21 protein-coding genes are annotated in these 24,158 nt (G+C 58.6%); 10 read left to right on the forward strand and 11 right to left on the reverse strand.

The window, feature by feature from the left end; genetic code table 11:
- Positions 1 to 54: 54 nt before the first annotated feature.
- The 7 genes from rlmN to OQH67_RS07315 all read right to left on the reverse strand — a co-directional run bounded on the left by rlmN (position 55) and on the right by OQH67_RS07315 (position 6,748).
- The gene (rlmN, locus tag OQH67_RS07285; RefSeq protein WP_215435164.1) at positions 55 to 1,134 is read right to left on the reverse strand and encodes a dual-specificity RNA methyltransferase RlmN; all 1,080 of its coding nucleotides are present in this window, start codon (positions 1,132 to 1,134) and stop codon (positions 55 to 57) included.
- Positions 1,135 to 1,150: 16 nt separating this feature from the next.
- The gene (gene ftsY, locus OQH67_RS07290) at positions 1,151 to 1,999 is read right to left on the reverse strand and encodes a signal recognition particle-docking protein FtsY (RefSeq protein WP_215435165.1); all 849 of its coding nucleotides are present in this window, start codon (positions 1,997 to 1,999) and stop codon (positions 1,151 to 1,153) included.
- A gap of 20 nt (positions 2,000 to 2,019) precedes the next feature.
- Positions 2,020 to 2,913, reverse strand: coding sequence for a transcription antitermination factor NusB (gene nusB / locus OQH67_RS07295; RefSeq protein ID WP_215435166.1), 894 nt, complete (start codon positions 2,911 to 2,913; stop codon positions 2,020 to 2,022).
- 35 nt (positions 2,914 to 2,948) lie between these two features.
- Positions 2,949 to 3,437 carry a 6,7-dimethyl-8-ribityllumazine synthase gene (gene ribH, locus OQH67_RS07300; RefSeq protein WP_067573927.1) on the reverse strand — a complete coding sequence of 163 codons (489 nt, stop codon included), beginning with the start codon at positions 3,435 to 3,437 and terminating at the stop codon, positions 2,949 to 2,951.
- Positions 3,438 to 3,455: 18 nt separating this feature from the next.
- Complete coding sequence (locus OQH67_RS07305; protein ID WP_215435167.1) at positions 3,456 to 4,658, reverse strand: bifunctional 3,4-dihydroxy-2-butanone-4-phosphate synthase/GTP cyclohydrolase II; 1,203 nt, start codon at positions 4,656 to 4,658, stop codon at positions 3,456 to 3,458.
- A gap of 26 nt (positions 4,659 to 4,684) precedes the next feature.
- The gene (locus OQH67_RS07310) at positions 4,685 to 6,364 is read right to left on the reverse strand and encodes a glutamine--tRNA ligase/YqeY domain fusion protein (protein WP_215435168.1); all 1,680 of its coding nucleotides are present in this window, start codon (positions 6,362 to 6,364) and stop codon (positions 4,685 to 4,687) included.
- A gap of 162 nt (positions 6,365 to 6,526) precedes the next feature.
- Positions 6,527 to 6,748, reverse strand: a complete 222-nt coding sequence (locus OQH67_RS07315; RefSeq protein WP_215435169.1) for a hypothetical protein — start codon at positions 6,746 to 6,748, stop codon at positions 6,527 to 6,529.
- A 190-nt stretch (positions 6,749 to 6,938) separates the two neighbouring features.
- Between OQH67_RS07315 and OQH67_RS07320 the strand changes: the two genes are divergently transcribed.
- Entirely contained in the window at positions 6,939 to 8,408 is a 1,470-nt protein-coding gene (locus tag OQH67_RS07320; protein ID WP_215435170.1) for a HEAT repeat domain-containing protein, read from the forward strand.
- 185 nt (positions 8,409 to 8,593) lie between these two features.
- Positions 8,594 to 10,555 carry an MFS transporter gene (locus OQH67_RS07325; protein ID WP_215435171.1) on the forward strand — a complete coding sequence of 654 codons (1,962 nt, stop codon included), beginning with the start codon at positions 8,594 to 8,596 and terminating at the stop codon, positions 10,553 to 10,555.
- A 414-nt stretch (positions 10,556 to 10,969) separates the two neighbouring features.
- Here OQH67_RS07325 and OQH67_RS07330 read toward each other — a convergent pair whose 3' ends face one another.
- The 3 genes from OQH67_RS07330 to rpsU all read right to left on the reverse strand — a co-directional run bounded on the left by OQH67_RS07330 (position 10,970) and on the right by rpsU (position 13,752).
- Complete coding sequence (locus OQH67_RS07330; protein ID WP_215435173.1) at positions 10,970 to 12,031, reverse strand: ankyrin repeat domain-containing protein; 1,062 nt, start codon at positions 12,029 to 12,031, stop codon at positions 10,970 to 10,972.
- Positions 12,032 to 12,133: 102 nt separating this feature from the next.
- Positions 12,134 to 13,414: a glutamate-1-semialdehyde 2,1-aminomutase gene (hemL, locus tag OQH67_RS07335; RefSeq protein WP_215435174.1), complete on the reverse strand. Its 1,281-nt coding sequence runs from the start codon at positions 13,412 to 13,414 to the stop codon at positions 12,134 to 12,136.
- A gap of 83 nt (positions 13,415 to 13,497) precedes the next feature.
- A complete protein-coding gene (rpsU, locus tag OQH67_RS07340; protein WP_067573913.1) occupies positions 13,498 to 13,752 on the reverse strand; it encodes a 30S ribosomal protein S21 in 255 nt (84 codons plus the stop codon).
- A gap of 231 nt (positions 13,753 to 13,983) precedes the next feature.
- On the opposite strand from rpsU, the gene OQH67_RS07345 reads away from it, so the two are divergent.
- From OQH67_RS07345 to OQH67_RS07365, 5 genes are all read left to right on the forward strand, one after another.
- Positions 13,984 to 15,474 carry a PfkB family carbohydrate kinase gene (locus OQH67_RS07345; RefSeq protein ID WP_215435257.1) on the forward strand — a complete coding sequence of 497 codons (1,491 nt, stop codon included), beginning with the start codon at positions 13,984 to 13,986 and terminating at the stop codon, positions 15,472 to 15,474.
- Positions 15,471 to 16,040, forward strand: coding sequence for a D-sedoheptulose 7-phosphate isomerase (gmhA, locus tag OQH67_RS07350; RefSeq protein WP_215435175.1), 570 nt, complete (start codon positions 15,471 to 15,473; stop codon positions 16,038 to 16,040). Before OQH67_RS07345 ends, gmhA begins: the two co-directional genes overlap by 4 nt.
- The gene (locus OQH67_RS07355; protein WP_215435176.1) at positions 16,030 to 16,536 is read left to right on the forward strand and encodes a D-glycero-alpha-D-manno-heptose-1,7-bisphosphate 7-phosphatase; all 507 of its coding nucleotides are present in this window, start codon (positions 16,030 to 16,032) and stop codon (positions 16,534 to 16,536) included. Before gmhA ends, OQH67_RS07355 begins: the two co-directional genes overlap by 11 nt.
- A gap of 142 nt (positions 16,537 to 16,678) precedes the next feature.
- Positions 16,679 to 17,047, forward strand: a complete 369-nt coding sequence (locus OQH67_RS07360; protein WP_215435177.1) for a hypothetical protein — start codon at positions 16,679 to 16,681, stop codon at positions 17,045 to 17,047.
- Positions 17,048 to 17,385: 338 nt separating this feature from the next.
- Positions 17,386 to 20,379: a glycoside hydrolase family 84 protein gene (locus tag OQH67_RS07365; protein ID WP_215435178.1), complete on the forward strand. Its 2,994-nt coding sequence runs from the start codon at positions 17,386 to 17,388 to the stop codon at positions 20,377 to 20,379.
- 232 nt (positions 20,380 to 20,611) lie between these two features.
- Here the strand turns inward: OQH67_RS07365 and OQH67_RS07370 are convergent, their stop codons facing one another.
- A complete protein-coding gene (locus OQH67_RS07370; protein WP_215435179.1) occupies positions 20,612 to 21,256 on the reverse strand; it encodes a hypothetical protein in 645 nt (214 codons plus the stop codon).
- 230 nt (positions 21,257 to 21,486) lie between these two features.
- Between OQH67_RS07370 and OQH67_RS07375 the strand changes: the two genes are divergently transcribed.
- Genes OQH67_RS07375 through OQH67_RS07385 form a run of 3 tightly spaced genes read left to right on the forward strand, consistent with a single transcriptional unit; the run spans position 21,487 to position 24,106 of the window.
- Complete coding sequence (locus OQH67_RS07375; RefSeq protein WP_215435180.1) at positions 21,487 to 22,533, forward strand: ABC transporter substrate-binding protein; 1,047 nt, start codon at positions 21,487 to 21,489, stop codon at positions 22,531 to 22,533.
- Positions 22,530 to 23,318: an ABC transporter ATP-binding protein gene (locus tag OQH67_RS07380; RefSeq protein ID WP_215435181.1), complete on the forward strand. Its 789-nt coding sequence runs from the start codon at positions 22,530 to 22,532 to the stop codon at positions 23,316 to 23,318. The genes OQH67_RS07375 and OQH67_RS07380 overlap by 4 nt, the downstream gene beginning before the upstream one ends.
- Positions 23,315 to 24,106 (forward strand): ABC transporter permease, encoded by a 792-nt coding sequence (locus OQH67_RS07385; protein WP_215435182.1) that lies wholly within the window; start codon positions 23,315 to 23,317, stop codon positions 24,104 to 24,106. Before OQH67_RS07380 ends, OQH67_RS07385 begins: the two co-directional genes overlap by 4 nt.
- Positions 24,107 to 24,158: the final 52 nt, after the last annotated feature.

A 24,158-nucleotide genomic window follows, 5' to 3' on the forward strand; every position in this document is an offset into this window, starting at 1 on the left:
CCGGGCAAAATAATTACTGCAATTTTGCAGTAATTTTAGTAACGATTCAGTTCGTCAGAGGGAAGTTCCGCCGCTGTCTTCCCGTTCCTTTCTGAGCCTCAACTGGCCGCAGGCGGCATTGATGTCATGGCCTTTTTCATACCGCATGGTGACGGGGATGCGGGCCTTGCGGACGGCGTCGCGGAAGGTGTAGCAACGCTCTTCCGAGGGGCGTTCCCAGGGAAGCCCCTCCACGGTGTTGTACGGGATGAGGTTGACTTTGGCGTGCAGGCGCTTGGCGATCTGCACGAGATGGGATGCATCTCTCAGGGAGTCGTTTACGTCCCGGATGAGGATGTATTCCAGCGTGGGCATCTGGTTCCGGTCCTTTCCCCATTCCTCCAGAGCAGGGATGAGCTGGGAAAGAGGCCATTTTTTGTTGACCGGCATGATTTGGCTGCGTACCTCGTCCGTGGCTCCGTGCAGGGAGACAGCCAGCCGTATCTGCCTGGGGTAGGCGGCCAGTTTTTTCAGGCCCGGCACGAATCCGGAGGTGGAGATAGTGATATGGCGCGCGCCTATTTCCAGCCCGCGGTGGGAGGTGATGATTTCCAGAGCATCATGCAGGTTGTCAAAGTTGGCGAGGGGTTCCCCCATTCCCATGAAGACGAGGTTGTTGATCCTTTTTCCGGCAATGGATTCCGCGGAGAGTATCTGTCCGGTGATTTCCCCCGCGGAGAGGTTGCGCCTGAGCCCCAGCAGGCCGGAAGCGCAGAATTTGCAGCCGAAGGCGCAGCCCACCTGGGAGGAGACGCAGAGGGTGGTCCGGTCCGCCTTTTCTCCGTCCTCCGCAACGGCGGCGGGGATGATGACGGATTCTACCAAACTGCCGTCTTCCATCCGGGTGAGGAATTTGCGCGTGGAACCCGGAGTTCCGCTGATTTCCACAATTTCCGGCGTGTGGAAGCGGAAGTTTTCCGCCAGCAGGCTTCTGAGCGCCGGGGAGAGGTTGGTCATGGCGTCAAAGGAGGCGACGCGCTTGCGCCAGACCCAGTCCATGATTTGCTGGACGCGGAATTTGGTGTGGCCGCTCTCCGTGAGGAAGGCCAGCAGCTTTTCCTCCGTTTGCGCGGTGATCAGGGGGGGCGGGTTCATGGCAGGGGAGTTCCCGTTAGAGAAGGGAGTCCACGTAGCGGTCCCGGTTGAAGGTTTCAAAGTCGTCCGCCTGTTCCCCTGTTCCCAGGAAGGCGGGGGAGATTTGCATTTCATCCATGATGGCTACGGCTACGCCGCCTTTGCCGGAGCCGTCCATTTTAGTGATGATGACGGCGTCCAGAGGGGTGGCCTTGTGGAATTCCCTGGCCTGTGCCAGGGCGTTCGCTCCGGTGGTGGCGTCCACCACCAGCATGGTGTAATGGGGGGCGGAGGCGTCCTGCTTGGCGAGGGTCCGGCGGATTTTGGAGAGTTCCTCCATAAGGTTGTGGCGGGTATGGAGCCGTCCGGCGGTGTCGCAGATGAGGTATTGGCAGCCTTCCCGGATGGCCTGGGCATGGGCTTCATAGCAAACGGAGGCGGGGTCCTGGCCGGGCGCTCCCTTGTAAAGAGGCAGGCTCAGTTTTTCCGCCCAGCTTTGGAGCTGTTCCACGGCGGCGGCCCGGAAGGTATCCGCGGCGGCCAGAAGCACCTTGCCGCCCTGTTTTTGCAGCAGATGGCCCAGTTTGGCGGCGGAGGTGGTTTTTCCGGTGCCGTTGACGCCCACCACGAGGATGACAAGGGGATAACCCTCCGGAGGAGCCGGCAGGGAGGGCGGAGTGGCCGGGAAGGCCTGGCGGATGACTTCACGGGTGGATTCCACCAGGTTTTCCGCATCCAGCCCCCTGCTTTCCCGGAGCTGGTCAACGATGTTCATGGCGCGCCTGATGCCGATGTCCGCGGTCACCAGGTCCGCTTCCAGTTCATCCCAGTCTATCCGGGTGCCGCGGGAGAATTTGGTGAGGAGCTTTTTGAAAAATCCGGCCATGAGTCTGGAGGGAATATGGGTTAGGAGGGACGCGCCGTTTTGGCGATGCCGGCAAGCACGCCGTTGACAAACCGGGGGGAATCCGCGGAGGAGAAGCGTTCCGCCAGCCGGATGGCTTCCGAAATGACGACAGGAGCGGGAAGGTTTTTCCGATGGAGCAGTTCGCAGGCGCCCAGGCGCAGGATGGCGCGGTCCATGGTGCTGACGCGTTCCGGGGAGTAGTTTTCCAGGATGCCGTTGATGACGGAGTCCAGTTCTTCCCGGCGGCGCAGTGTTTCTTCTCCCAGTGTTTTCGCTTCCCGGTAGAGTTCTTCCGCGTCCTGGCCCGCTTCCACCACTTTTTTTACTTCCGCCAGGGAGGGGCGGCCGTCCTGGTGGATGATGCAGTTGATGCGGTCGTTGATTTCCTGAAGTTTGCCGCAGGCGGATATGAGGGGGGACCAGATGCTGTTGTAGACCGGGAAGTCCCTGAGCGAGTCCAGAAGGCGGCCACGCATCTGCATGAGGGCCGTGTTGAGTTCCTGCACGGCGTCACATGCGGCGGAGAGGGTTTTCCTGTCGTTGGCGGGGTCGTCGTGCAGGGCTTTTTTCAGTTGAAGCAGGGCTGCGTTGAATTCCCCTTCCTTGTTCAGCAGGTCGTGGAGCTGGTCGCGGACGGGCAGCGTGAGGGGGTCATGCTGCAGTTTTTCCGCCGTTTCCCTGGCGCGGGTGACAAAGAGGCGCAGCTTGTCCGGGTAGTCACGCGTAAGGTGGCCGGAAACGGCTTTCGCCCGGAGCTTGCAGTAGTCCGCCCGGAAGGGTTCCATCAGGATGTCCCAGATGCCTTCTTCCTGTTCTCCGGTGATTTCCGGGGATTGGGAGGCGCCGTAGAGGTATTGAAGGGCTGTTTGTCTGATTTGGTTGCGTGAGAGCATGACGGTGGGAGGAAGATAGGTCGGGAGGGTGTGGCTTATTGCCGGGAGAGGGAGTTGATGAAGAGTTCCGCCATGCGTGCGGCGGTGCGCGCCGCTTCCCGTCCGCGGTTGAGCTGGGAGGCGATGCAGCGGGCGAATGCCTGTTTTTCATCATTCAGAAGCAGTACTTCATGGATGACGGGAGTGGTGAATTCCAGCGCCAATTGCATCAGGGCCTGCGTGATGGTGGAGCCGATGAGGTCCGCGTGGTCCGTGCTGCCGCGCAGGATGACGCCCAGCGCCACGACGGCGTCCGGCCGTTTTTCCGGGGAGCGGGACAGGATGGATTTGATGGTGACCGGGATTTCAAAGGCGCCCGGAACGCGGACTACTTCCAGCCGGGCGGACGGAAGCACGGCGGCTAGTTCTTCCGAGCAGTTGTCCACCAGGGCCTGGGTGTATTGCTCATTGTATTCCGAAGCGACGATGCAGATTTTGGCGCGCGTTCCCGTAGGGCGCTGGCGGCGGGGGAGTTCCGTGGACATGGATGATGGAGGGGCGGGTTATAGGGTGTGGCCCAGCTTGCATTTTTTGGTAGCCAGGTATTTGCTGTTTTGTTCGTTGGGCGGGATGACGATGGGTACCTGCTCCGTGATTTTAAGGCCGAAGCCTTCCAGCCCCACGATTTTGCGCGGGTTGTTGGTGAGCAGGCGGAGCTGGTCCGCCCCCAGGTCATGCAGGATTTGGGCGCCGATGCCGTAGTCCCGCAAGTCGTCCGGGTAGCCCAGCTTGAGGTTGGCTTCCACGGTGTCCAGCCCCTGTTCCTGGAGCTTGTAGGCCTGGAGCTTTGCCGCAAGGCCGATGCCGCGGCCTTCCTGGCGCAGATAGAGGAGCACGCCGTCTTCCTGCGCAATGCGGCGCATGGCGGTGTGGAGCTGGCTGCCGCAGTCGCAGCGGCGGGAGCCGAAGACGTCTCCCGTGAGGCATTCACTGTGCACGCGGACCAGTGTGGGCTTGTCCGGGGAGATTTCTCCGTGGACGAGCGCCAGATGCAGGGCTCCGTCCAGATGGGATTCGTAAAGGTGGCAGGTGAAGTCTCCGTAGTCGGTCGGCATCTTGACGGTTTCCACCAGGCGGATTTGTTTTTCCTGGGCGCGGCGGTGTTCAATGAGCTGGGCCACCGTGCAGGCTTTCAGGCCGTATTTTTTCTGGAAGGGCCCCAGATCGCCAATGCGGGCCATGGTGCCGTCGTCCTTCATGATTTCACAGCAGACTCCGGCGGGCTGGAGTCCCGCCATGCGCACGAGGTCGATGGTGGCTTCCGTATGGCCGGCGCGGCGGAGCACCCCGCCGGGAACGGCGCGGAGCGGGAAGACGTGGCCGGGCTGCACGAAGTCGTTGACGGTGGCCTTAGGGTCCGCCAGGGTGCGTATGGTCAGGGAGCGTTCCCCGGCGCTGATGCCGGTGGTGATGTCATGGGCCGCATCCACGGAGACGGTGAAGGCGGTGGACATGTTTTCCCGGTTGACGGAGGTCATGAGCGGGAGCTGGAGAGTGTCCGCCCGTTCCGGGGAAAGGGGGGCGCAGATGAGGCCCCTGGCGTGGGTGGCCATGAAGTTGATGGCTTCCGGCGTGGCGAATTCGGCGGCGATGATGAGGTCCGCTTCATTTTCACGGCCGGGGTCGTCCGTAACGATGATCATCCGTCCCTGCCGTATTTCTTCCACGGCTTCCTCGACGGAGCAGAATTGGAGTTGATCGTCCATAAGTATGGGGTTGATGAAAGAGGAATTTATTTTTGCTTTTTGGCCCAGGAGTCCTTGAGGGCTACCGTGCGGTTGAAGACAGGGCGCTGTCCGGGCACATGGTCCCTGCGGTCCGCCACAAAGTAGCCCAGGCGCTCAAACTGGCAGTTGAATTCGGGTTCCACCCCGGCCAGGGCGGGTTCCAGCTTGGCTCCGGTGATGACGGTCAGGGAGCCGGGATTCATGACGGAGAGGAATCCGTTTTCTGCCGCGTCCGGGTTTTCCTCCGTGAACAGGCGGTCGTAGATGCGGATTTCCCCGTCCACGGCGTGGCGGGTGCTGACCCAGTGGATGGCGGCGCGGCACTGGATGCCTTCCGGAGGGTTGGAGCCGATAGTGCCCGGAATGTGCTCGCAGAAGATTTCCGTGATGTTGCTGTCTGCGTCCTGCCTGTAGTCGGTGCAGGTGACGCAGTAGCCGCCGCGCAGGCGCACCGTGCGGCCGGGGGCCAGGCGGAAGTATTTTTTGGGAGGGTCCAGCATGAAGTCGTCCCGTTCAATCCAGATTTCCCTGGTGAGCGGCACCTGGCGGAAGCCTTCCTCCGGTTTTTCCGGGTTGTTCTGTACTTCCACCATTTCTTCCGCGTCTTCCGGAAGGGTAGTGATGGTGAGCTTGAGGGGATTGAGGACGGCCATGCGGCGCGGGGCGTTGGCGTTGAGGTCTTCCCTGACGCTGTATTCCAGCAGGGCCACGTCCGTGAATCCGTTGAATTTGGTAATGCCGATGGTCTGGCAGAAGTTGCGGATGGCCGTCGGCGTGTAGCCGCGGCGGCGCATGCCGGAGACCGTGGGCATGCGGGGGTCGTCCCAGCCGGTGACGTGCCCTTCCTGGACAAGCTGGAGCAGCTTGCGCTTGCTCATCACGGTGTACGTCAGGTTGAGCCGGGCGAATTCCGTCTGCCGCGGACGGGACGGGACGGGACAGTGTTCAATGACCCAGTCGTACAGGGGGCGGTGGTTTTCAAATTCCAGCGTGCAGAGGGAGTGCGTGATGTGTTCGTAGGCGTCTTCCAGCGGATGGGCGAAGTCGTACATGGGGTAGATGCACCATTTGTTGCCCGTGTTGTGGTGTTCCGCGAACATGATGCGGTACAGCACCGGGTCACGCATGTTCATGTTGCTGGAGGCCATATCTATTTTGGCGCGCAGAATGGCCTTTCCTTCCGGGATTTCCCCGTTTTTCATGGCCTGGAAGCGCTTCAGGTTTTCTTCCGCGGAGCGGTTGCGGTAGGGGGATTCCTGGCCGGGCACGTTTACGTTGCCGCGCTGGGCGCGTATTTCCTCCACGGTTTGTTCGTCCACGTAGGCCAGCCCCTGGTTGATGAGGGAGACGGCACATTCGTAGAAGAAGTCGAACATGTCGCTGGCGAAGAAGAGGTTGTCCCCCCAGTCGAATCCCAGCCAGTGGATATCCTCCTGGATGCTGTCCACGTATTCCTGGTCTTCCTTGCTGGGGTTGGTGTCATCAAAGCGCAGATGGCAGCGCGCGCCGGGGAATTCCTGGGCTATACCGAAGTTGAGGCAAATGGATTTGGCGTGTCCGATATGGAGATAACCGTTGGGTTCCGGGGGGAAGCGGGTGACCGGAGCCTGATGCTTGCCGGAGGCAAGGTCATCAGAAATCATATCGCGGATGAAATCTCGGCGTTCGGCAGACTGCAATGACATGGCGAAAATTCTACTACCAAACCTTCCGTTCTGCAAGCGTGTTCACTCGGAATGACGTGGGGTGAGGCATTTGCCGCGTGCGACATTTTTTGTCTTTTATCTATGTTGCAGATATAAATATTTAAATAGTTATTATATAGGGTTCTTTGGGAATACCTATTTTCATGTTTTAAAGCCGGGAAGACGGCAAATTTTTCTCCCAGGAACTGGGGTGTGGAGGGATGCATGCGTGTCTGTGCCTGTACCATCTTCCCGGTTTTTAAATGATATGTTATCAATAAAGATATGGTTCATGTTTTCCAGAGAAGGAATGACCATGTTTTTGTCCGGGAAGAAGTTTTCTCCGGCGGATGGCATCAACAGGGAACTTTGTTTAATATTCATGTCCGGAAAACCGTGAAGAAAAGATTGCGACACGGGTATTGCAAAAGAATCAAAAATATCATATTAAAGGGGAGTGAATCTGAACTGTCCCAACTGTAAACAGCATATCAATATCCCCTCTTCCGAGGAGGGGTCCATGGTGAGTTGCAGCAAGTGCGGGCATGAGTTTCTTTGCGACAGGGGAAAGTTGATGTCTAAAAAGCCTTTTGCCAGGGCGAGGGGGATCTCCGATGACAATTTCGGGAAGGACCGCGGGGCTGTTTTTCAGAGCTCCGTGATGGAAACGGGGCTGATTCAAGTGGTGTGCCTGGGTGCTTCCCTGCTTATAGGAGCCGGTTGCGTATGGATTTTTTACAATGCTTCTACGGAGATGGATGGAACCTCCTTCCTTTCCCTGCTGCTTCAGCCGCAACAGAAGGCTTTCGCTTTGTTTTTCGCCTGTCTTGCCGGGACGCTGATGGCTTTTTCAGGGCGCCGGCACAAGGGGGTGTTTATTGTCCTGGGGCTTTTGCTTGCCGGCGGCATCGCCTCACTGCCCTATGTGTATCCCGTCAAGGTGAATCCCTCCCTGCTTGGCGGGAGCGGCTCCGGGCAGGCTCCGGAGGATGAAGCTCCTCAAGACAACGCCGGCAGCATGGTCCTGCCTCCCGATACTATACAGAAAGCGTCCGTTCAGAATTACGGGGAAGGAGACCTGAGGCCCCTGTTTTCCGCCATTGCCCGCAAGCAGGACCAGGGTGTTCTGGGGTTGTGGGTGGTAGGCGTCAACGCAGCCAACCGGGACATGGTGAAGAGTTATCTGAAACGGATGACCCAGTCCGGAGACGAACCGATGTTTTACGATCGGAAGGGTACGGGAGGCGGTCTGTTCGTCATCACACCCACGCCGATTACGTTCAAGGAGTTTGTAGATGTCGTCTCCAGGCTGGGAGAGGTGACGCTGGAGGACAAGGAACGGTCTTTTGTGGAAGTGATCCTGAACCGGGACAAGTTTGAGGCCCGCCCGGCTTCCGCCGCTCTTCAGGATGAACGTCACCAGTATTTCGTGCTGGCGAATTTGAAGGAGCTGTCTTCCCTGGATATCCGGCGCATTATTGCGGCGGCAAAGCGGCTTGCCGCCGTGAAGCCCGACAAGCTGCGCCATGAAGTTTCCTCCAGGCTGGTGGAATTGCTCAAGGAACCGTGGGGGCGCGATGCCGAGTATGTGACTGCCCTGGCTTCCGCCCTGGTCGTATGGGCGGAGGAACAGGATGCGGAGGCCCAGCGCGTGGTGTATTATGTTACGGAAGAGTTGAAGAAGGCTGATTGCGAGGTTCCTTCCTCCCTGTTGAGATTTTTGCTGCGCGGTCCGGAAAAGGAGAGCGCATTCGGAATGCTTTTGAGCGAGTGGAAGAAAGATCCCCAGAGGTGGGAGGAGGAATGCAAGGCCATCGGCCCTACGGGAGAGGCCGCTGTCATCCAGGTGCTGAATGAGGCGGATGATTTTGTGCTGAAACGTTCCGCCGCGCGTATTCTGGGGGAAATTGGGACGGAACCGTCTCTCGCCGCGCTCAAGGAGCTCATCCATGATGCCGACAATGAATTGCGGCTGTGCGCGGAATTATCCGTGAGCCTGATTGAAAAACGGCTGGGGAAGGGAGCTTCTCCCGCCGTGCAGTAACCATGCGGCCAGGGATCGTCCGGGAGGGACACTTCCCAGAAGACGTATTTTTCCGTAACCATGGCCCTGTGGCAGGGGGAGAGAGCGGGCTGTCCATCACACGGAAAGCACCGGGAGCCAGTTTTTTGTGGGAATGGCCTCTTTTTGGTTGCGGAGCAAAGTCATTTTACTAGAATGCAACGACCATGACAGACCAAGAAAACATGAAGGCCGCCGTCCCGGATGCGGCCAAGCGGTACATGCGCTACCTCCTCATCATGGCCGGTTTGGGCGGCCTTCTCTACGGTGTGGATGTCGGCGTCATTGCTGCTGCGCTCCCTTACATTGAGCAGACGGCCGGGTTTAATCCCTCCCAGCTTTCCCAGGTGGTGGCCGCCGTGCTTTTCGGCAGCGTGCTTTCCTCCCTGTTTGCGGGCTATCTGGCCGACAAGATGGGGCGCAAGGCTTTGATTACGATTGCCGCCGCCCTATTTACGCTGAGTATTCCCGTGATCTGCCTGTCTCAGGAAGTGTTCGGCATCATGCTGCTGGGCCGCATTCTGCAGGGCGCCAGCGCCGGTATCGTCGGCGTGGTGGTTCCGCTGTATCTGGCGGAATGTCTGAGTGCGGAGTCCCGGGGCAAGGGCACGGGGATGTTCCAGTTCCTGCTGACGGTTGGCCTGGTGTTTGCCGCTGTGATAGGTCTGTTTGCCGCCAAATACGTGGGCGGCGTGGAAGATTCCGGCGTGAGCGAAGAAGAACTGGCTTCCGCAAAGGTGTTTGCCTGGCAGGCCATTTTCTGGGTGTGCGCCATTCCCGGCCTGTTCCTGTTTTTCGGTTCCTTCCGTTTGAGCGAATCCCCCCGTTATTTGTTCCGCCGCGGACGCAAGGATGAGGCCATGGCCGTGCTCGTCCGCAGTTATGGGGAAGTGCGCGCCCAGGAGGTGTTTGATGAAATGGTTCATATTGAGGAGGAAGAGAAGCTGAAGGCGGAAGAGCTGAAAAAGCAGAGTTCCTCCGGCGAATCCCTTCTTCAGCGCAAGTATGTATATCCCTTTATTCTGGCGGTTCTTGTGCTGGCATTCACGCAGGCTACGGGTATCAATTCCGTGCTGAACTATTCCGTGAAGGTGTTCCAGCAGGCTGGTCTGGAAGGCACGACTGCCAACTGGGCGGATTTCACCATCAAGGTGGTAAACTGCCTGATGACCATCGTCGCCATGATGCTGGTGGACCGCAAGGGCCGCAAGTTCCTGCTCAAGATCGGCACGGCCGGTATTGTGGTGGGCCTGCTTGGTACCGGTTTCCTGTTCAATAATGTGGAAAAGGCCCGCAAGGACGTGACTTCCGACGTGGCGGCTCTGCTGGCGCAGCAGAGTCCCGCCGTCCAGAAGCAGTTTGAAGAAGGCAAGGAAGTGGACAGCATCCGTACGCTGCAGCTGGAACGCACGCCTGATTCCACATTCGTCAAGGACCTGCTTTCCAAGAATGGCATGACGGACAAGGATATCAACAGGATGCAGCTGATCATCACTTACGACCAGCCGGAAGCCAATCCCGCATGGTATCAGTTCCTGATGGGTTCTTCCACGCAGCTTTCCGTCGTGGAGTTTTCCGAATTGACGAAGGATCCCAAGGATATCAAGAAGGAAGAGGACAAAGCCTCCCTGGCCGTCATCAAGGCGGTGCCGGATTCCACCAACAAGATGGTCGTAGCCGGCAAGGACGGCTATGCCATGAAGCCCGTTTCCATCCTGAAGGCGGAGTTGGGTGAAAAGCCGGATTCCTCGGTGGGCTGGGGCGTCACTGCCTTCTTCATCATCTTCATCGCCTTTTATGCGACGGGCCCGGGCGTTTGTGTCTGGCTGGCCCTGTCCGAGCTGATGCCTGCCCGCATCCGTTCCAATGGCATGGCCATTGCCCTGCTGATCAACCAGCTTGTGTCCACGGTGATTGCCGGTTCCTTCCTCCCGTGGGTGGGAAGCTGCGGCTATTCCGGCGTGTTCTTTACGCTGGGCGGCATTACGGTGCTGTACTTCATCACGGTGGCCTTCTTCCTGCCTGAAACCAAGGGCCGTTCTCTTGAAGAAATTGAAGGCTACTTTGCTACAGGCAAGATGCCGGAAGATCTCAAGATGATCGGTGAAGGCATTGAAGCGGAAGAATAAGTAAGCCGCTTTTCCATGTTTAAAGCCGCCTTCCTTCGGGGAGGCGGCTTTTTTGGGCCGTTCAAGCAGCCGTCCGCCGGGGCATCATGGGCATCATGGACATTGTGGACATTGTGGACATTGTGGACATTGTGGACATTGTGGACATTGTGGACATTGTGGATGGGGCCGTTATATGTTTTCTTAAATTTTGCGGGAAACATTTGAATTTTCCGGAAAGTTGCTTCAAGGATTGCCCTGTTTGCAGCCAAGTCCGCATGGGGATGGGTATTTGTCCTGTCCTTGGATGGTTCCCTGTAAACGGGAGGGAAGAAGGACAGGCGGTTTGAATGTTGTCCGCGGGCGCTTTTTCCGTTTGGGAGATTATGGCTTCATTTTCTGCGGGATGAGCGAATGAGCGCGAAATGCCGTGTTTTACTGGTCCCGTGCAGTTTTTTTCTGTGCCGACTGCCATTTTTTGATGGCTTCCGCAATTTCCCGATACCCGTTTTTCATGTGGAAGTCATAGGCCGTCTGGCCGTCTTCGTTGCGGAGGGAGGGGTTGGCGCCGTTGTTCATGAGGCAGAGGGCTATTTCCGGGGAATTGCAGGCCATCAGCGGCGTCAGGCCGTCCACATCCAGTTGGTTGGGGTCCGCTCCTGCCTTGATGAGGAGTTCAATGAGCGGAATCACTCGCTCCGGCGGTTCTTCTCTGGTGCAGAGCAAGTGGAGGGGCGATTGTTTGCTGACAAAAAAACGTTCGTTTACATCGCAGCCTGCCTCGATCAACCGTTTGAGAATAGCCGTGGAAAGGCTGGAGAATCCTGTTCCGCGCGCATGGGCGTTCAGTCTGCGCTTGAGATCCGGGTTGCCGGCGTCCAGCAGGGCCAGCGCGATTTTTTCCTGTTCCGGGTCAGAGTTGTTGAGGACGGCGGCCCACATGAAGGGGGTAATGCCTCCCGTCCCCGGCAGATCGGGGTCCGCCCCGTGGCTGAGCAGGGCTTGTACCACGGGGAGCCTGTCCGCTGCCGCCGAGTCCTGGTAAATGCCCGCCGAACATGCCCAGATGAGGGGCGTGTCTCCAGGGTCCTTTATGCCGTCATGCAGGAAAACGGTTTGGGCGTTGACGGGGGCTCCCGCTTCTATCATCCGGACAGCCAGCTTGTTCAGGCCCATGGCGATGCAGAGGTGCAGGGGCGTGTTGCGGCCCGGAGTCTGAAGAAGGAGCCTGCCCGTTTCCCGGAATTGCTCCATCATTTGGTAGCATTGCAGGATGGAGTTGAATTCCTCCTGCATTTTACCGGGGGACATGATATCCAGAGGCCAGGAGTCATACAGGAAGCGGAACGTGAGGGGCAGCAGACGTTCGTTCGCCTCCCTGAGTTCCTGTTTTTCCTCTTCTGTAAGTCGGATCGTTCTCTCCTCCGCGTCTGCCAGCGGAACTGCCATGAGGGCCGCCACGGACGCGAGCAGAACAGAACCTGCCATCTGTCTCATGCCATTCTTATAAGGGAAGGGGCACCATCTGTCACTCCAATTCGTGGACTGCGGCCGCCGGAGGTCGGCGTATTCCACGGGCAATGAAACGGTTGTGACGCGTTAGCCGAGCCTGGAGAGGCTGGCATGCACGGCTTCCACCGTGCGGTCAATGTCTTCTTCCGTATGGGCCAGGGAGATGAATCCCGTTTCATAGGGGGAAGGGGCAAAGTAAACACCCTGTTCCAGCATGTTCCAGAAGAAGGGTTTGAAGAGGGCCTTGGAGGCTTTCTGGGCTGTGTCCAGGTCATAGACTTCCTCTTCCGTGAAGAAGAGGCAGAACATGGAGCCTGCGCGGTGGAAGGTGTAGTTCCTGCCGTGTTTCCGGATGGCTTCCCGGATGCCTGCCTCCAGCCGTGCCCCCAGTTGCTCCAGGCGGTCATAGGCGTTTCCTTCCAGCAGTTCCCGGAGCTGCGCCAGTCCCGCCGCCATGGCCACGGGGTTTCCGGAGAGGGTCCCAGCCTGGTACACGGAGCCCAGCGGGGAAAGGCAGTCCATGATTTCAGCCCGGCCTCCGAAGGCGCCCACGGGAAGGCCGCCGCCGATGACCTTGCCCATGCAGGTGAGGTCCGGCGTGATGCCGTGAAGCTGCTGGACGCCGCCGGGGGCGACGCGGAAGCCCGTCATGACTTCGTCAAAGATGAGCAGGGAGTCATACTGGCGGGTGATTTTCCTCAGGAAGTGGAGGAAGCCGTTTTGAGGGAAGTAGAGGCCGGCGTTGGCGGGGAAGGGTTCCAGGATGACGGCGGCAATGTCCCGGCCATGGAGTTCAAAGGCTTTTTTGACGGCTTCCCGGTCGTTGTACGGTACGGTGATGGTGAGCTGCGTCATTTCCCGGGGAACGCCCGCGCTGTCCGGTTCCCCGAAGGTAAGCGCGCCGGAACCCGCCGCGACGAGCAGGGAGTCCACGTGCCCGTGGTAGCAGCCGATGAATTTGATGATTTTACGGCGTCCGGTATAGCCGCGGGCCAGCCTGATGGCGGACATGGTGGCTTCCGTGCCGGAGTTGACCATGCGCACTTTTTCCACGGAGGGCACCATGCGGACAATCATTTCCGCCATGTCCACCTCCGACGGCGCGGGGATTCCATAGCCCAGTCCCCGGTTTACGGCGGCATGTACGGCGTTCAGGACGGGTTCCGGGGCGTGTCCCAGGATGGCGGGGCCCCACGTGCCGATGTAGTCGATGAGCTGGCGGCCGTCCGCATCCGTGATGTAGGCGCCTTTGGCGGATTGGACGAAGAAGGGATCGCCGTCCACGTTGCGGAAGGCCCTGACGGGGGAGTTGACGCCGCCCGGTATGACGGCGCGCGCGCGGGAGAAGAGCTGGGCGGATTGATTCATGTTGCTGAGGTAAGCAAAAAGGGCAAACCTTGGAGAAGGGTTGCCCTTATTGAAAGAGGTTCTATTCCCGAACCAATGGAGATTTAAGCTTCAGGAGCGGAAACGGGAGCGGCTTCGGCGGTTTCGACGGCGGCTTCTTCGCTCTTGTTGTTGAAGCGCCATTTCACTTTGTTGCGCTTGCTGGCGGAACGGGCCTTGCGGCGGCGTTCGTCCATCGGGGTTTCAAAGGCACGGCGGCGGCGCATTTCGTCAAGAATGCCTTCGACGTCCAGCTTGGTTTTGAGGCGCTTGAGAGCGCGATCGATAGGTTCACCTTTTCTTACGGTAACTTCACGCATGATTTATTTTCCTTTTTCTATTCGTCCGGGAACGGGAGACAATAGGTAGTGCTTTCCCGCCTGGAGGTCAAGATTTTTATCGTGACTGACCCATTTTTTGCGGTCCGGAGGGGGCAGGGAGATGCCGCAGGCAGTCCGGGGAGACGGGGATTTTGCCTTTTTCCCGGTTTCCCGCCGGTTTTCAACTGTCCTTGCCTTATCAGGCGGGGCATGGTAGAAAGAAACGTCTCCATGAACCGGCTGCATACATTGATTGATGGATTTCCCCAGGTGCGCATTCTCTGCATCGGGGACGTGATGCTGGACAAGTTTCTGTACGGCAGCGTCACCCGGATTTCTCCGGAGGCACCCGTTCCCATCATGAGGATGGACAGGGAGACGCGCATGCTGGGCGGCGCGGGGAACGTGGTGTCCAATTTGTGCGCTCTGGGGTGCCGGACCACTTTTGTCAGCGTGGTGGGAGACGATGCGAATGGACGGCAGGTGAAGGCTTTTCTGGAAGATACGTGCTGCACCCCTGAGTTGGTGGAGTGCCGGGATTACGAGACGACGGTGAAGATCCGTTTTGTGGCGGGAAAACATCATTTGCTGAGGGCGGACCAGGAGCAGGAGTTGAAGATGGCGCCGGAACTGGCCGCCAGGTTCCTGGAACGGGTTGACGCCTGCCTGCCGGACGCCGATCTGGTGCTTTTGTCCGATTATGGCAAGGGCCTGTTTGACGGGGAAACCGCTCCCGCCGTGATTGCCCGGTGCCGTGCGGCCGGAAAGCCCGTCATCGTGGATCCCAAGGGAGCGGATTATTCCCGTTACGGCGGGGCTACTTTGGTGAAGCCGAATATGAAGGAGTTCCAGGAGGCCACGGGGGTTTGTTTGAATCCCTCCGCTCCGGGGTGGGAGAAGGCTACCCTGGAAGGCGCCGCGAGGTTGTTTGACGAGTTCGGCATTGAGAATTTGCTCGTGACTTTGAGCGAGCACGGCATGATTTTCATTCCCTCCTCTAATCCCGCCGATTTTGTGTGCATTCCCACGGAGGCACGCGAGGTGTTTGACGTATCCGGGGCAGGAGATACCTCCCTGGCCAGCCTGGGAGCGGCCCTGGCGGCGGGTGCCACGGTGCCGGAGGCGCTGGTCGTGTCCAATGTGGCCGCCGGAATAGTGGTGGGCAAGTTCGGCACGGCAAGCGTGACCGGGGGGGAGTTGAAAGAAGCGCTGGAGGAGAAAGCCCGCAAGGTTTCCTCCTGGCATCACCGGAACAATATCCTGACGGCGGAAGCCGCTGCGGAACTGGCGGAGCGCTTCCGGAAGGAAAAGAAGGTGGTGGGGTTTACGAACGGTTGTTTTGATCTTCTGCATCTGGGCCACCTGCATTCCTTCATGAAGGCGCGCGAGGCCTGCGACGTGCTTTTTGTGGGACTGAATACGGATGCTTCCATCAAACGACTGAAGGGAGAGAACCGGCCCGTTAATAACGAGGAACTCCGCTCCCTGTTGCTGGCGTCTCTGGATTTCATTGATTACGTGGTTCTTTTCGACGAGGATACCGCGCTTCCGCTGATCGAGAAGCTACGTCCGGACGTGATTGCCAAGGAGGGGTACCCTCTGGAACGCTGGCCGGAAGGGCAGTATGTGGTGTCCTATGGGGGCAGGGCCGTTGAGTTGCCCCGGCTGGAGGGTTTTTCCTCCACCGATATTATCAACCGCATGAAGAAGAGACCGGAATGAGCGATTACATCAGGGAACAGATTTTAGGGATAGCGGACAATTTCAGGGCACTGGCCGCTTTGTCCGGGGATATTGAAACGGTGGCGCGCGTCTGCACGGATACCCTTCGGGCCGGGAACAAGATCATGTTCTGCGGCAATGGCGGATCCGCCGCGGATTCCCAGCACCTGGCTGCGGAATTGGTGGGGCGCTACAAGTTGAACCGTCCGGCCATGAACGCCCTGGCCCTGACGGTGGATACGTCCATTCTGACCGCCGTAGGGAATGATTACGGGTATGATACCGTGTTTGCCCGGCAGCTTGAAGGCGTGGGGCGTGCAGGAGACCTGCTGGTGGGGCTTTCCACCAGTGGCAACAGCCGGAATATCGTGCTGGCGATGGAGCTGGCGCGGAGCATGGGCATCCGAACCGTAGCCCTTACGGGGCGGGGCGGAGGCGCCATGAAGGAGCAGGCGGATTTCTGCATTGCCGTTCCTTCCGATGCCACGAATAATATTCAGGAGATGCATATTGCCGTGGGCCATCTGGTCTGCGAGCTGGTTGAGCAGGAGATGTATGGACGGTAAAGCCCTGTTTCTGGACCGGGACGGTGTGGTGAATGTGGACGGGGGGTATGTGCATCGCATTGAGGATTTTCAACTGGTGCCGGGAATTCTGGAGCTTTGCCGCCGGGCGAAGGAGAAGGGGTATTTGGTGATCGTGGTGACCAACCAGTCCGGCATAGGCCGCGGCATGTTTACGGAAGAGGATTTTTTACGGCTGACGGATTACATGAAGGAGGTGTTCCGCAACGCCGGGGCGGAGATTGCGGACGTGTTCCACTGCCCCAGCGTGGATGACGGCCATCCCGACCGGAAGCCGAATCCGGGCCTGTTTTTGAAAGCCTGTACCGCACACGGCCTGGATATGGCATCCTGCGTGTCCGTCGGCGACCGGGAACGGGATATTCGGGCAGCCCTTTCCGCCGGCGTGGGACGGAATTTTCTGTTTTCCTCCGGAAATGGGCCGACTTGCGCCACGGCCCGTGTCGGGACTTTAAACGAAGTGGCGGCGCGGTTGTAGGTCAGGAATGGTTCCGCAGGTGAAAGGAGGCAGGGATTTGTTGCTATGTTTTCCCGTATGCCGTTTCCTGATGCGGCCATGCGGATGTTCTTGTCTTAAAAAACTTTACATGGGAATGAGCGCTTCTTATATCTCATAGAGTATGAAAACCTTGCTGCCCGTTTTATTTCTTGCGCTGGTCCCCGGCCTGTGCGCCGTTGCCGAAACCGAAGATCCAGCTATGCCCGCGAAGGTAGGGAAAAAAGAGGCAGCCTCTCGTATTACTTATAAAGGCGGAGACGGTTCCAGCTTTGAAAAGGCCGTCGTGATCGTTGGCGCAACAAGTTCGATGGATGGTGTCCCTGCCGAAGGGAAATGGCTTAAGAAGAAATACGGGAGTTATGAAAAGCTCCAGCAGGGGCTTGTCCAGCATGAAGGGAAGTTCTATGATGTGATTACGATCAGGACGAAAAAAGGCAAGGAAGTGGTCGTCTATTTCGATATTTCCGGATTTTTCCCTGCCAGGGGTTGAAGAAGAACAATTTCTGAGTTCATTTTCAGTATTCCTTTCCGGGGCGTCCGCCTGCCCGGTTCGTTGCTCTCGAATGTGTTTTCGTTTTTTCCGCTTCGGGAATTGACTCCTTCTGCGGCGCGTATGGCGGTACAGACCGGAGTACGCATGGAGGGGACGGGGGCCGCAGGAGCGATGCCCGCAGGAATGGGTTCAGTTTTCATGACACAGTCGTTACGATGGGCAGCTTTCCGTACCGGGGCGAAGTAATTTGACATGCAGGGGCCATCCTGCTAGAAGTGAGGCGATTGGTCCGTATTTACGTGGACTTGTCCCGTACAGGCTTTTATTTTACACTTATGAACTTGATTCCCTTCCGATCCATGATGGCGGTCACGGCGCTCGGAGCCGGGCTTGCCCTGCCTCTGTTTGCCCAGTCTTCCGCCCCCTCCACTTCATCCGCGGCCGCATCCGGTCACGCGAAAAAAGCGTCCAGGATGCCGGTGTACCCCATTCCCCAGAAGATGACCAGGAGCGGCGGTTCCGTAACGGTCCCCGCGCTGAAGCTGATCGGCGCCAAGGATGCCCCCACCATGAACGCGTTGAAGAGCATGTTCGCGCTGTCTCCGAACGGGCTGCCCGTTCAGATGTCCATCATCAAGGGAAGCAAGAAGCCTGCCGGGAATATTCCGCAGAAGGCGGGCGCCTATTCCCTGAGCGTGACACCGCAGGGAATCCGGATGACGGGGTATGACGACGAGGGTCTGTTTTACGCGGCCCAGACCCTGCTTCAACTGGCGGAGAAGACGCCCTCCGGCGTGACGATTCCGCAGGTGGAGGTTCTGGACTGGCCGGATGTTCCGTTCCGCGGCACTATTGAAGGTTTTTACGGGCTGCCGTGGGGGCAGGAAGGCCGCATCAGCCAGTTCAAGTTTTACGGGAAGTACAAGATGAATACCTACATCTACGGCCCGAAGGACGACGTGTTTCACGGTTTTTCCAAGAGGTGGCGGGAACCTTATCCGGCGGATATGGCCAAGGATTTGAAGGAGCTGGTGAAGATCGCGAAGGAAAACAAGGTGAATTTCGTCTGGGCCGTGCACCCCGGTGCGGATATTCACTGGGGAGAGGCGGACCGGAAGGCGGCCGTGAAGAAGTTTGAGATGATGTATGATCTGGGGTTCCGCTCCTTTGCCGTGTTTTTTGACGACATTGGCGGGGAGGGTGCCAAGCCTGAAGGCCAGGTGGAGTTCCTGAATTACCTGAACAAGGAGTTTATCCACAAGAAGCCGGACGTAACCCCGCTGATCGTGTGCCCCACGGCGTATTCCGGCGGCGGAGGCCGTTATCACGAGGTGATGGGAGAACATTTGGACAAGGATATCGGCATCATGTGGACGGGGTCCGGCATCGTGAGCGATATCCGCACCCCGGCCCTGAAGGGAATCAACAAGTTTTTGCAGAGACCCGCTTTCATCTGGTGGAATTTCCCGGTAACGGATTACGTCCGCCATGCCCTGTTCCTGGGACGCACTTACGGCGTGGATGCGGATGCCATGCCGTACATGCAGGGGTTTGCCTCCAATCCGATGGACAAGCCGGAGGCCTCCAAGATTTCCCTGTTCAGCGTGGCGAACATGACCTGGAACGCCAAAGCGTATGATTCCGACAAGACGTGGAAGGACAGCATCCGCATTTTGTTCCCCGGTTGCGCCTCCGCGATGCAGACGTTTGCCAACCACAATAGCGACGGCGGTCCGAGCGGGCACAATTACCGCAAGGAGGAGTCCGTGGAGATCGCCCCCGTGGTGGAACAGGTGCTGGACCAGTGCCGCCGCGGCGCTAAGGTGGCGGACAGCAAGGCGTTTGAACGCCTGAAGGCCGAGTTTTCCAAGATGGCCCAGGCTCCGGACGTAATCCGGGCCAAGTCGAACAATCCCGCCTTTGTCGCGGAAGTAGAGCCCTGGCTGATCCAGTTTGAATCCCTCGGCAAGGCGGGGTTGAACAGCATGCAGATGCTGGAGGCCACGGAGGCGGGGAATTCCTCCGCGGCATTGAATTACGCCATGGAGGCCGCCTGCCTGCTGGCGGAGATGCAGCGCTACAGCAAGGAGATCAGCAAGGCCATCAACAAGCACGTGACGGAGGTGACCAAGAAGAATTCCCCGTGGCAGACGGCCGTCAAGCCGTCCGAACTGGTGATGGCCCCCGCCGTGCGCGAGTTGCTGGACCTGGGGTCCACTCCCGTGCTTTCCCGTGTGAGCGGTCAGGCCGTGGGGCGGGTGAAGCCCTACGTTTCCACCAAGCTGAAGAACGGCATTGAAAAGATGCTGGATGACGATCCCGAATCCTATTTTTACTGCAAGGAAGTGCAGAAGAAGGGCGACTTTTTCGGCGTGGACCTGGGCGTTCCCCGCGAGATACGCACCGTTTCCATCGTGATGGGCCGGAATGATTCTGACAAGGATGCCGTAAACAAGGGACAACTGGAAGTATCCATGGACGGACAGTCATGGTCGCCCCTGATGCCGGAAACGAGCGGCGTGCGCGTGGAATACCAGGGTAGTGGGAAAAAAGGCCGCTTTGTGCGCTACCGTGCCACGGTGCAGGGCGTTCCCGGCGGCAAGTCTGACGTGTGGACGGCCATCCGCGATTTTAAGGTGAACGCCCCCGCCGCTCCTTCCGTGCTGACGGACGCTCCCGCTTTCAAGAGCGCCGTGGCTGAGACCGGGGACAGGGATATTTCCCTGAAGCGCATCATGGAGGTGCACCCGCTGTCTCCCAGGAAGTCTCTGGGGCTTCAAATTCCTGCCGGAGCGGCTGTGGAGTCCGCGTCCATCAATCTGAAGACGCCGGATATGAAGTGGGCCAAACTGTTTATTTCCATGGACGGGAAGGGGTGGACGGAAGTGCCGCTGAAAGCGGACGGCTCCGCAGAGATCGGCGGAGTGGTGAAAGGAGTCAAGCTGGTGAATGCCGGTTCATCCCCGCAGGAGGTGACGCTGGAAGAGTTCAAGCTCAATCTTGCCAACAAGGGCAAGAAGGACGGCAACAGCGGCGCGGCCGGCGATTTCAACCTGGCTACGTTCCTGCCCGTGGAGTTGTCCCCGGAGCGGGTGGAGATTCCCTGCACTTCTCCGCGGGCGAATTCGGCCATCGTCCTGTCGGACGGCAGGGAAGCTACCGTTCAGGCTTGCGGCGCGGATGGCCGCTGGGTTCCCGTGGGCAGTCTGGGCAAGGGGAAAAAAGTGACCACCTTGAATTTGAAGTCCGTCAAGAAGCCGGTCAAGGCTATCGGCCTTACGGGCAAGAAGGATACTTCCGTGAATATTTTTGAGGTGATCTGGAAGTAGAGGATGCTTGGAATGAACTTGGAAAAGGGCTGTTTCACCGGGTGTGGAACAGCCCTTTGACATTGAGCCGTCCGCGCCATGTCCGGTTCCGCGGCAGAGGAATGGCGATGGAAACAGTATTCTCCTTTGCCGGACTGCGGGAGAGTTTTTCAACCGGGAAGGCTGGATTTTTCCCCATTGCGCAGGAACGGGAAGATGGTCTTTGCCTTTCCGGCAGGAACGGCATGCCGTGTCAGGCGTTGCGTTTGTCCGCCAGGTGCATGCAAGCCAGAATGGCGGCGATGATAACCAGGGGGCCCAGCAAGTCCGCGTATCCCATTATTCCAGTATTGATGGGGGCCAGGCATAGCAGGAACCACCAGACGAGCGCCAGCAGGCGCAGGATGGGAGAGGTTCCGGCGCTGGAAAGGGATACATAGATGAGCAGGCTCCAGAAGGAGGAGAAGCGGGGGAGCGTAATGAGCCATTCGCGGTGGCCGTCTGCGGGCCAGGCAAGCGTGCCGTAGGGACCCGCCAGGGGAAGGTCTCCCCACGAGCCGTGCGAAGGAAGCGACAGATTCAGCAACAGGCACAGCGCCAGTCCCGCATACGCGGCAATCATCAGGGCCCTCCATTGGGACCCCGTACGGGGGACGAGGCACAGGAATGCCGGAACAAGGATGAAGGGGGTAAGCTCTAGAGCCGCTATCCAGGGAGAGAAGGAGGGGCCAACTTCCATCACATTGTTTCCTGCCTGCGGCACAGCGGACAGAATACCCCAGTAAAGGAGCAGCAGAAGGGTGCATCTGTATTTGACGGCAGGGCCCACCCGTTCGTCCCCGGGCGGAGGCAGGTTGAGCCATGTTCCGAAATGCGGCTGGTGCGTTTTGTTCGGCATAGAGGGGCAAATAGCGCTTTTTTGTAGCGGGAACGCACGTCCTTGTCAATAGACCGGATTTTGCGGGTTGCAGAATGGGGGAGTTTTTCAACAGAATCGGCAATCCGGCTGTCCATTGTGAAAAAGTCGTCACATGCGGAAACTTGCCTCAGATGTCTTTTTCTGCTAGTCGGAGCCTGAAAGGGTGCGGCCAAGATGCCGTGAGCCTACAACCATTTTTCTGATACCTCATGCTTTTTTCAAGATTCCCCCTGTTGTTCCTGGCCGCCTCCCTCTGCCTGCCTCTCGTTTCCTGCCGGGACGGGAAGAAAGAGGATACGAATGTGATTGAATTGAATTTCGGCCATTTTCCGAATGTGACGCATGTGCAGGGCCTGGTGGCCCACCATTTTTCCCGGCAGGGGAACGGGTGGTTTGAAGAGCGCGTGAAGAAGGCCACCGGGAAGGATGTCAAGATCAACTGGTATGTGTACAACGCGGGGCCCAGCGCGATGGAGGCGATATTTGCCCGGTCCATTGAATTGACGTATGTGGGCCCCAGTCCCGCCATCAACGCGTTTGTCCGTTCCCGCGGCCATGATATCAGGATGATCGCCGGAGCCGTGGAAGGGGGCGCTTCCCTGGTGGTGCCGCAGGATTCCGCCCTGAAGGAACCGCAGGATTTCCGCGGCAAGGTGATAGCCACGCCCCAGCTTGGCAATACGCAGGATGTTTCCGCCCGTGCCTGGTTTTCCCGCGGCGGCCTGCATGTGACGCAGCGCGGCGGGGACGTGAAGATTCTTCCTACGCCCAATCCGGAGCAGTTGAGCCTGTTCCGCCAGGGGAAGCTGGACGGTGTCTGGACGGTGGAGCCCTGGGTGAGCCGCCTGGTGATGATGGCCAAAGGGAAGGTGCTGGTGGACGAAAAGGAGTCCATAGCCACGGTACTGGTGTGCGGGTCTGAATTTTTAAAGGAGAAGCCCGAAGTGGCGCAGGCCGTCGTGAAGGCGCATGAAGAGTTGAACCAGTGGATACGGGAGAATCCGAAGGAGGCCCAGGCCATCGTGGTGAAGGAGCTGGAGGAGCTTACCCATTCCAGGATTGAACCGGAATTGATTGCCCGGGCATGGAAGAGCATTCACATGAAGGACAAGATTTCCATCCCCAAGTTGCAGCAGTTTGTGCAGGACGCCTATCATGCCGGATTCATGAAGGAGGTTCCCGACGTTTCCGGCTTGGTGACACCGGAGGCGGTAGAGGAGAAACAGTTGGCCATGAAGGAGGAAACGCAGGGATGATTATGGGAGAAGAGCATTGCGGGCCGGGCGGATGCAAGCTGCGCATCGCCGGAGTGTCCAAGGTGTTTGAAGGACGGCGAGGGAAGGTGGAGGCCCTGGAGGGCATCAACCTGAATATCAAGGCCGGGGAGTTCGTTTGCCTGGTAGGCCCCAGCGGCTGCGGAAAGACTACTTTGCTGAATATTATCGCCGGGCTTGAGTTCCCCTCTTCCGGCACGGTGGAACTGGACGGTGTTCCCGTGAGCGGGCCGGGCCGGGACCGTACCGTGATGTTTCAGGAGTCCGCCCTGTTTCCGTGGCTGGACGTGCTGGGGAATGTGATGTTCGGCCTGAAGTTGGTACCCGGTCTAACGCGCAGCGCGCGCATGGCCATTGCAGAGAAGAATCTGGAGCTGGTGGGGCTTCAGGATTGCATGCACGCCCACATTCACGAGCTTTCCGGGGGAATGAAGCAGCGCGTGGCCCTGGCCCGCGCGCTGGCGACGAATCCCCGCATTTTGCTGATGGATGAACCGTTCGGCGCGTTGGACGCCATGACCCGGGAGCAGCTTTATCAGGATATTCAGGATATCCACCTCAGGTGGGGCATGACGATTATTTTTGTTACCCACAATATGCGGGAAGCCGTGTGCCTGGGGGACCGCGTGATTTTGTTCACTCCGCATCCGGGACGAATTTGCGAGGAGTATTCCGTGGATTTGCCCCATCCCAGGGATATCAACAGCCAGGAGCTGGCTCTGTTGTCGTCCCGCATCACCCGTGATTTGAAAGGAGCTGCGAAATGAACAGGAACAGATGGTCCAAATGGGGAGCCCACGCGTGTTCGCTCGTGTTTTTCATTGTCGTCATCTGGGTATGGCAGTATTTGAGCGATGAGAAGGTCTGGAAGCCTTATTTGTTCCCCTCTCCGCTGGAGGTTTGGGAATACCTGCGCTCATCCTTTGCGGACGGCGCTTTGGAGGAAGCTTCCTGGATTACGGTGAAGAGGCTGGGGCTGGGTTACGGCATCGGCCTGGTGATGGGGATTCCCCTCGGCATGCTGTGTTCCCGGTTGCAGTTGATGCAGAATACGCTGGGCCTGGTTTCCCTAGGGTTCCAGGCTCTGCCCAGCGTGTGCTGGGTTCCTCTGGCCACCCTGTGGTTCGGGCAGACAGAGTCCGCCATGCTGTTTGTGGTGATCATGGGTACCCTGTGGTCCGTCATCCTGGCTACGGCCAACGGCATGCGGAACGTGCCGCCCATTTATGCCAGGGCCGCCCGCACGATGGGTGCCGGGCCCATTTACTGCCTGATCCACGTTACCTTGCCCGCTTCCGCCCCGTTTGTGGTGAGCGGCATGAAACAGGGCTGGGCTTTCGCATGGCGCTCCCTGATGGCGGCGGAGATTTTCGTGCCCATTCTGACCGGGTTCGGCCTGGGGCAGCTTCTGCACTATGGGCGTGAGCTGAACGCGATGGAGCAGGTGGTGGGCATCATGTTCGTGATCGTGGTGATCGGGCTCCTGTCGGACAAGATTCTGTTTTCACCTTTGGAACGGTTCCTTCACCGCCGCTGGGGAACGGGGCAGGCCTGAACAGTGTTTACAGAGGGATGGAGCTTGTGCGGCTCCGTCCCCGGCTGCTTTG

The sequence above is a fragment of the Akkermansia biwaensis genome (assembly GCF_026072915.1).
GTDB lineage: Bacteria > Verrucomicrobiota > Verrucomicrobiia > Verrucomicrobiales > Akkermansiaceae > Akkermansia > Akkermansia biwaensis.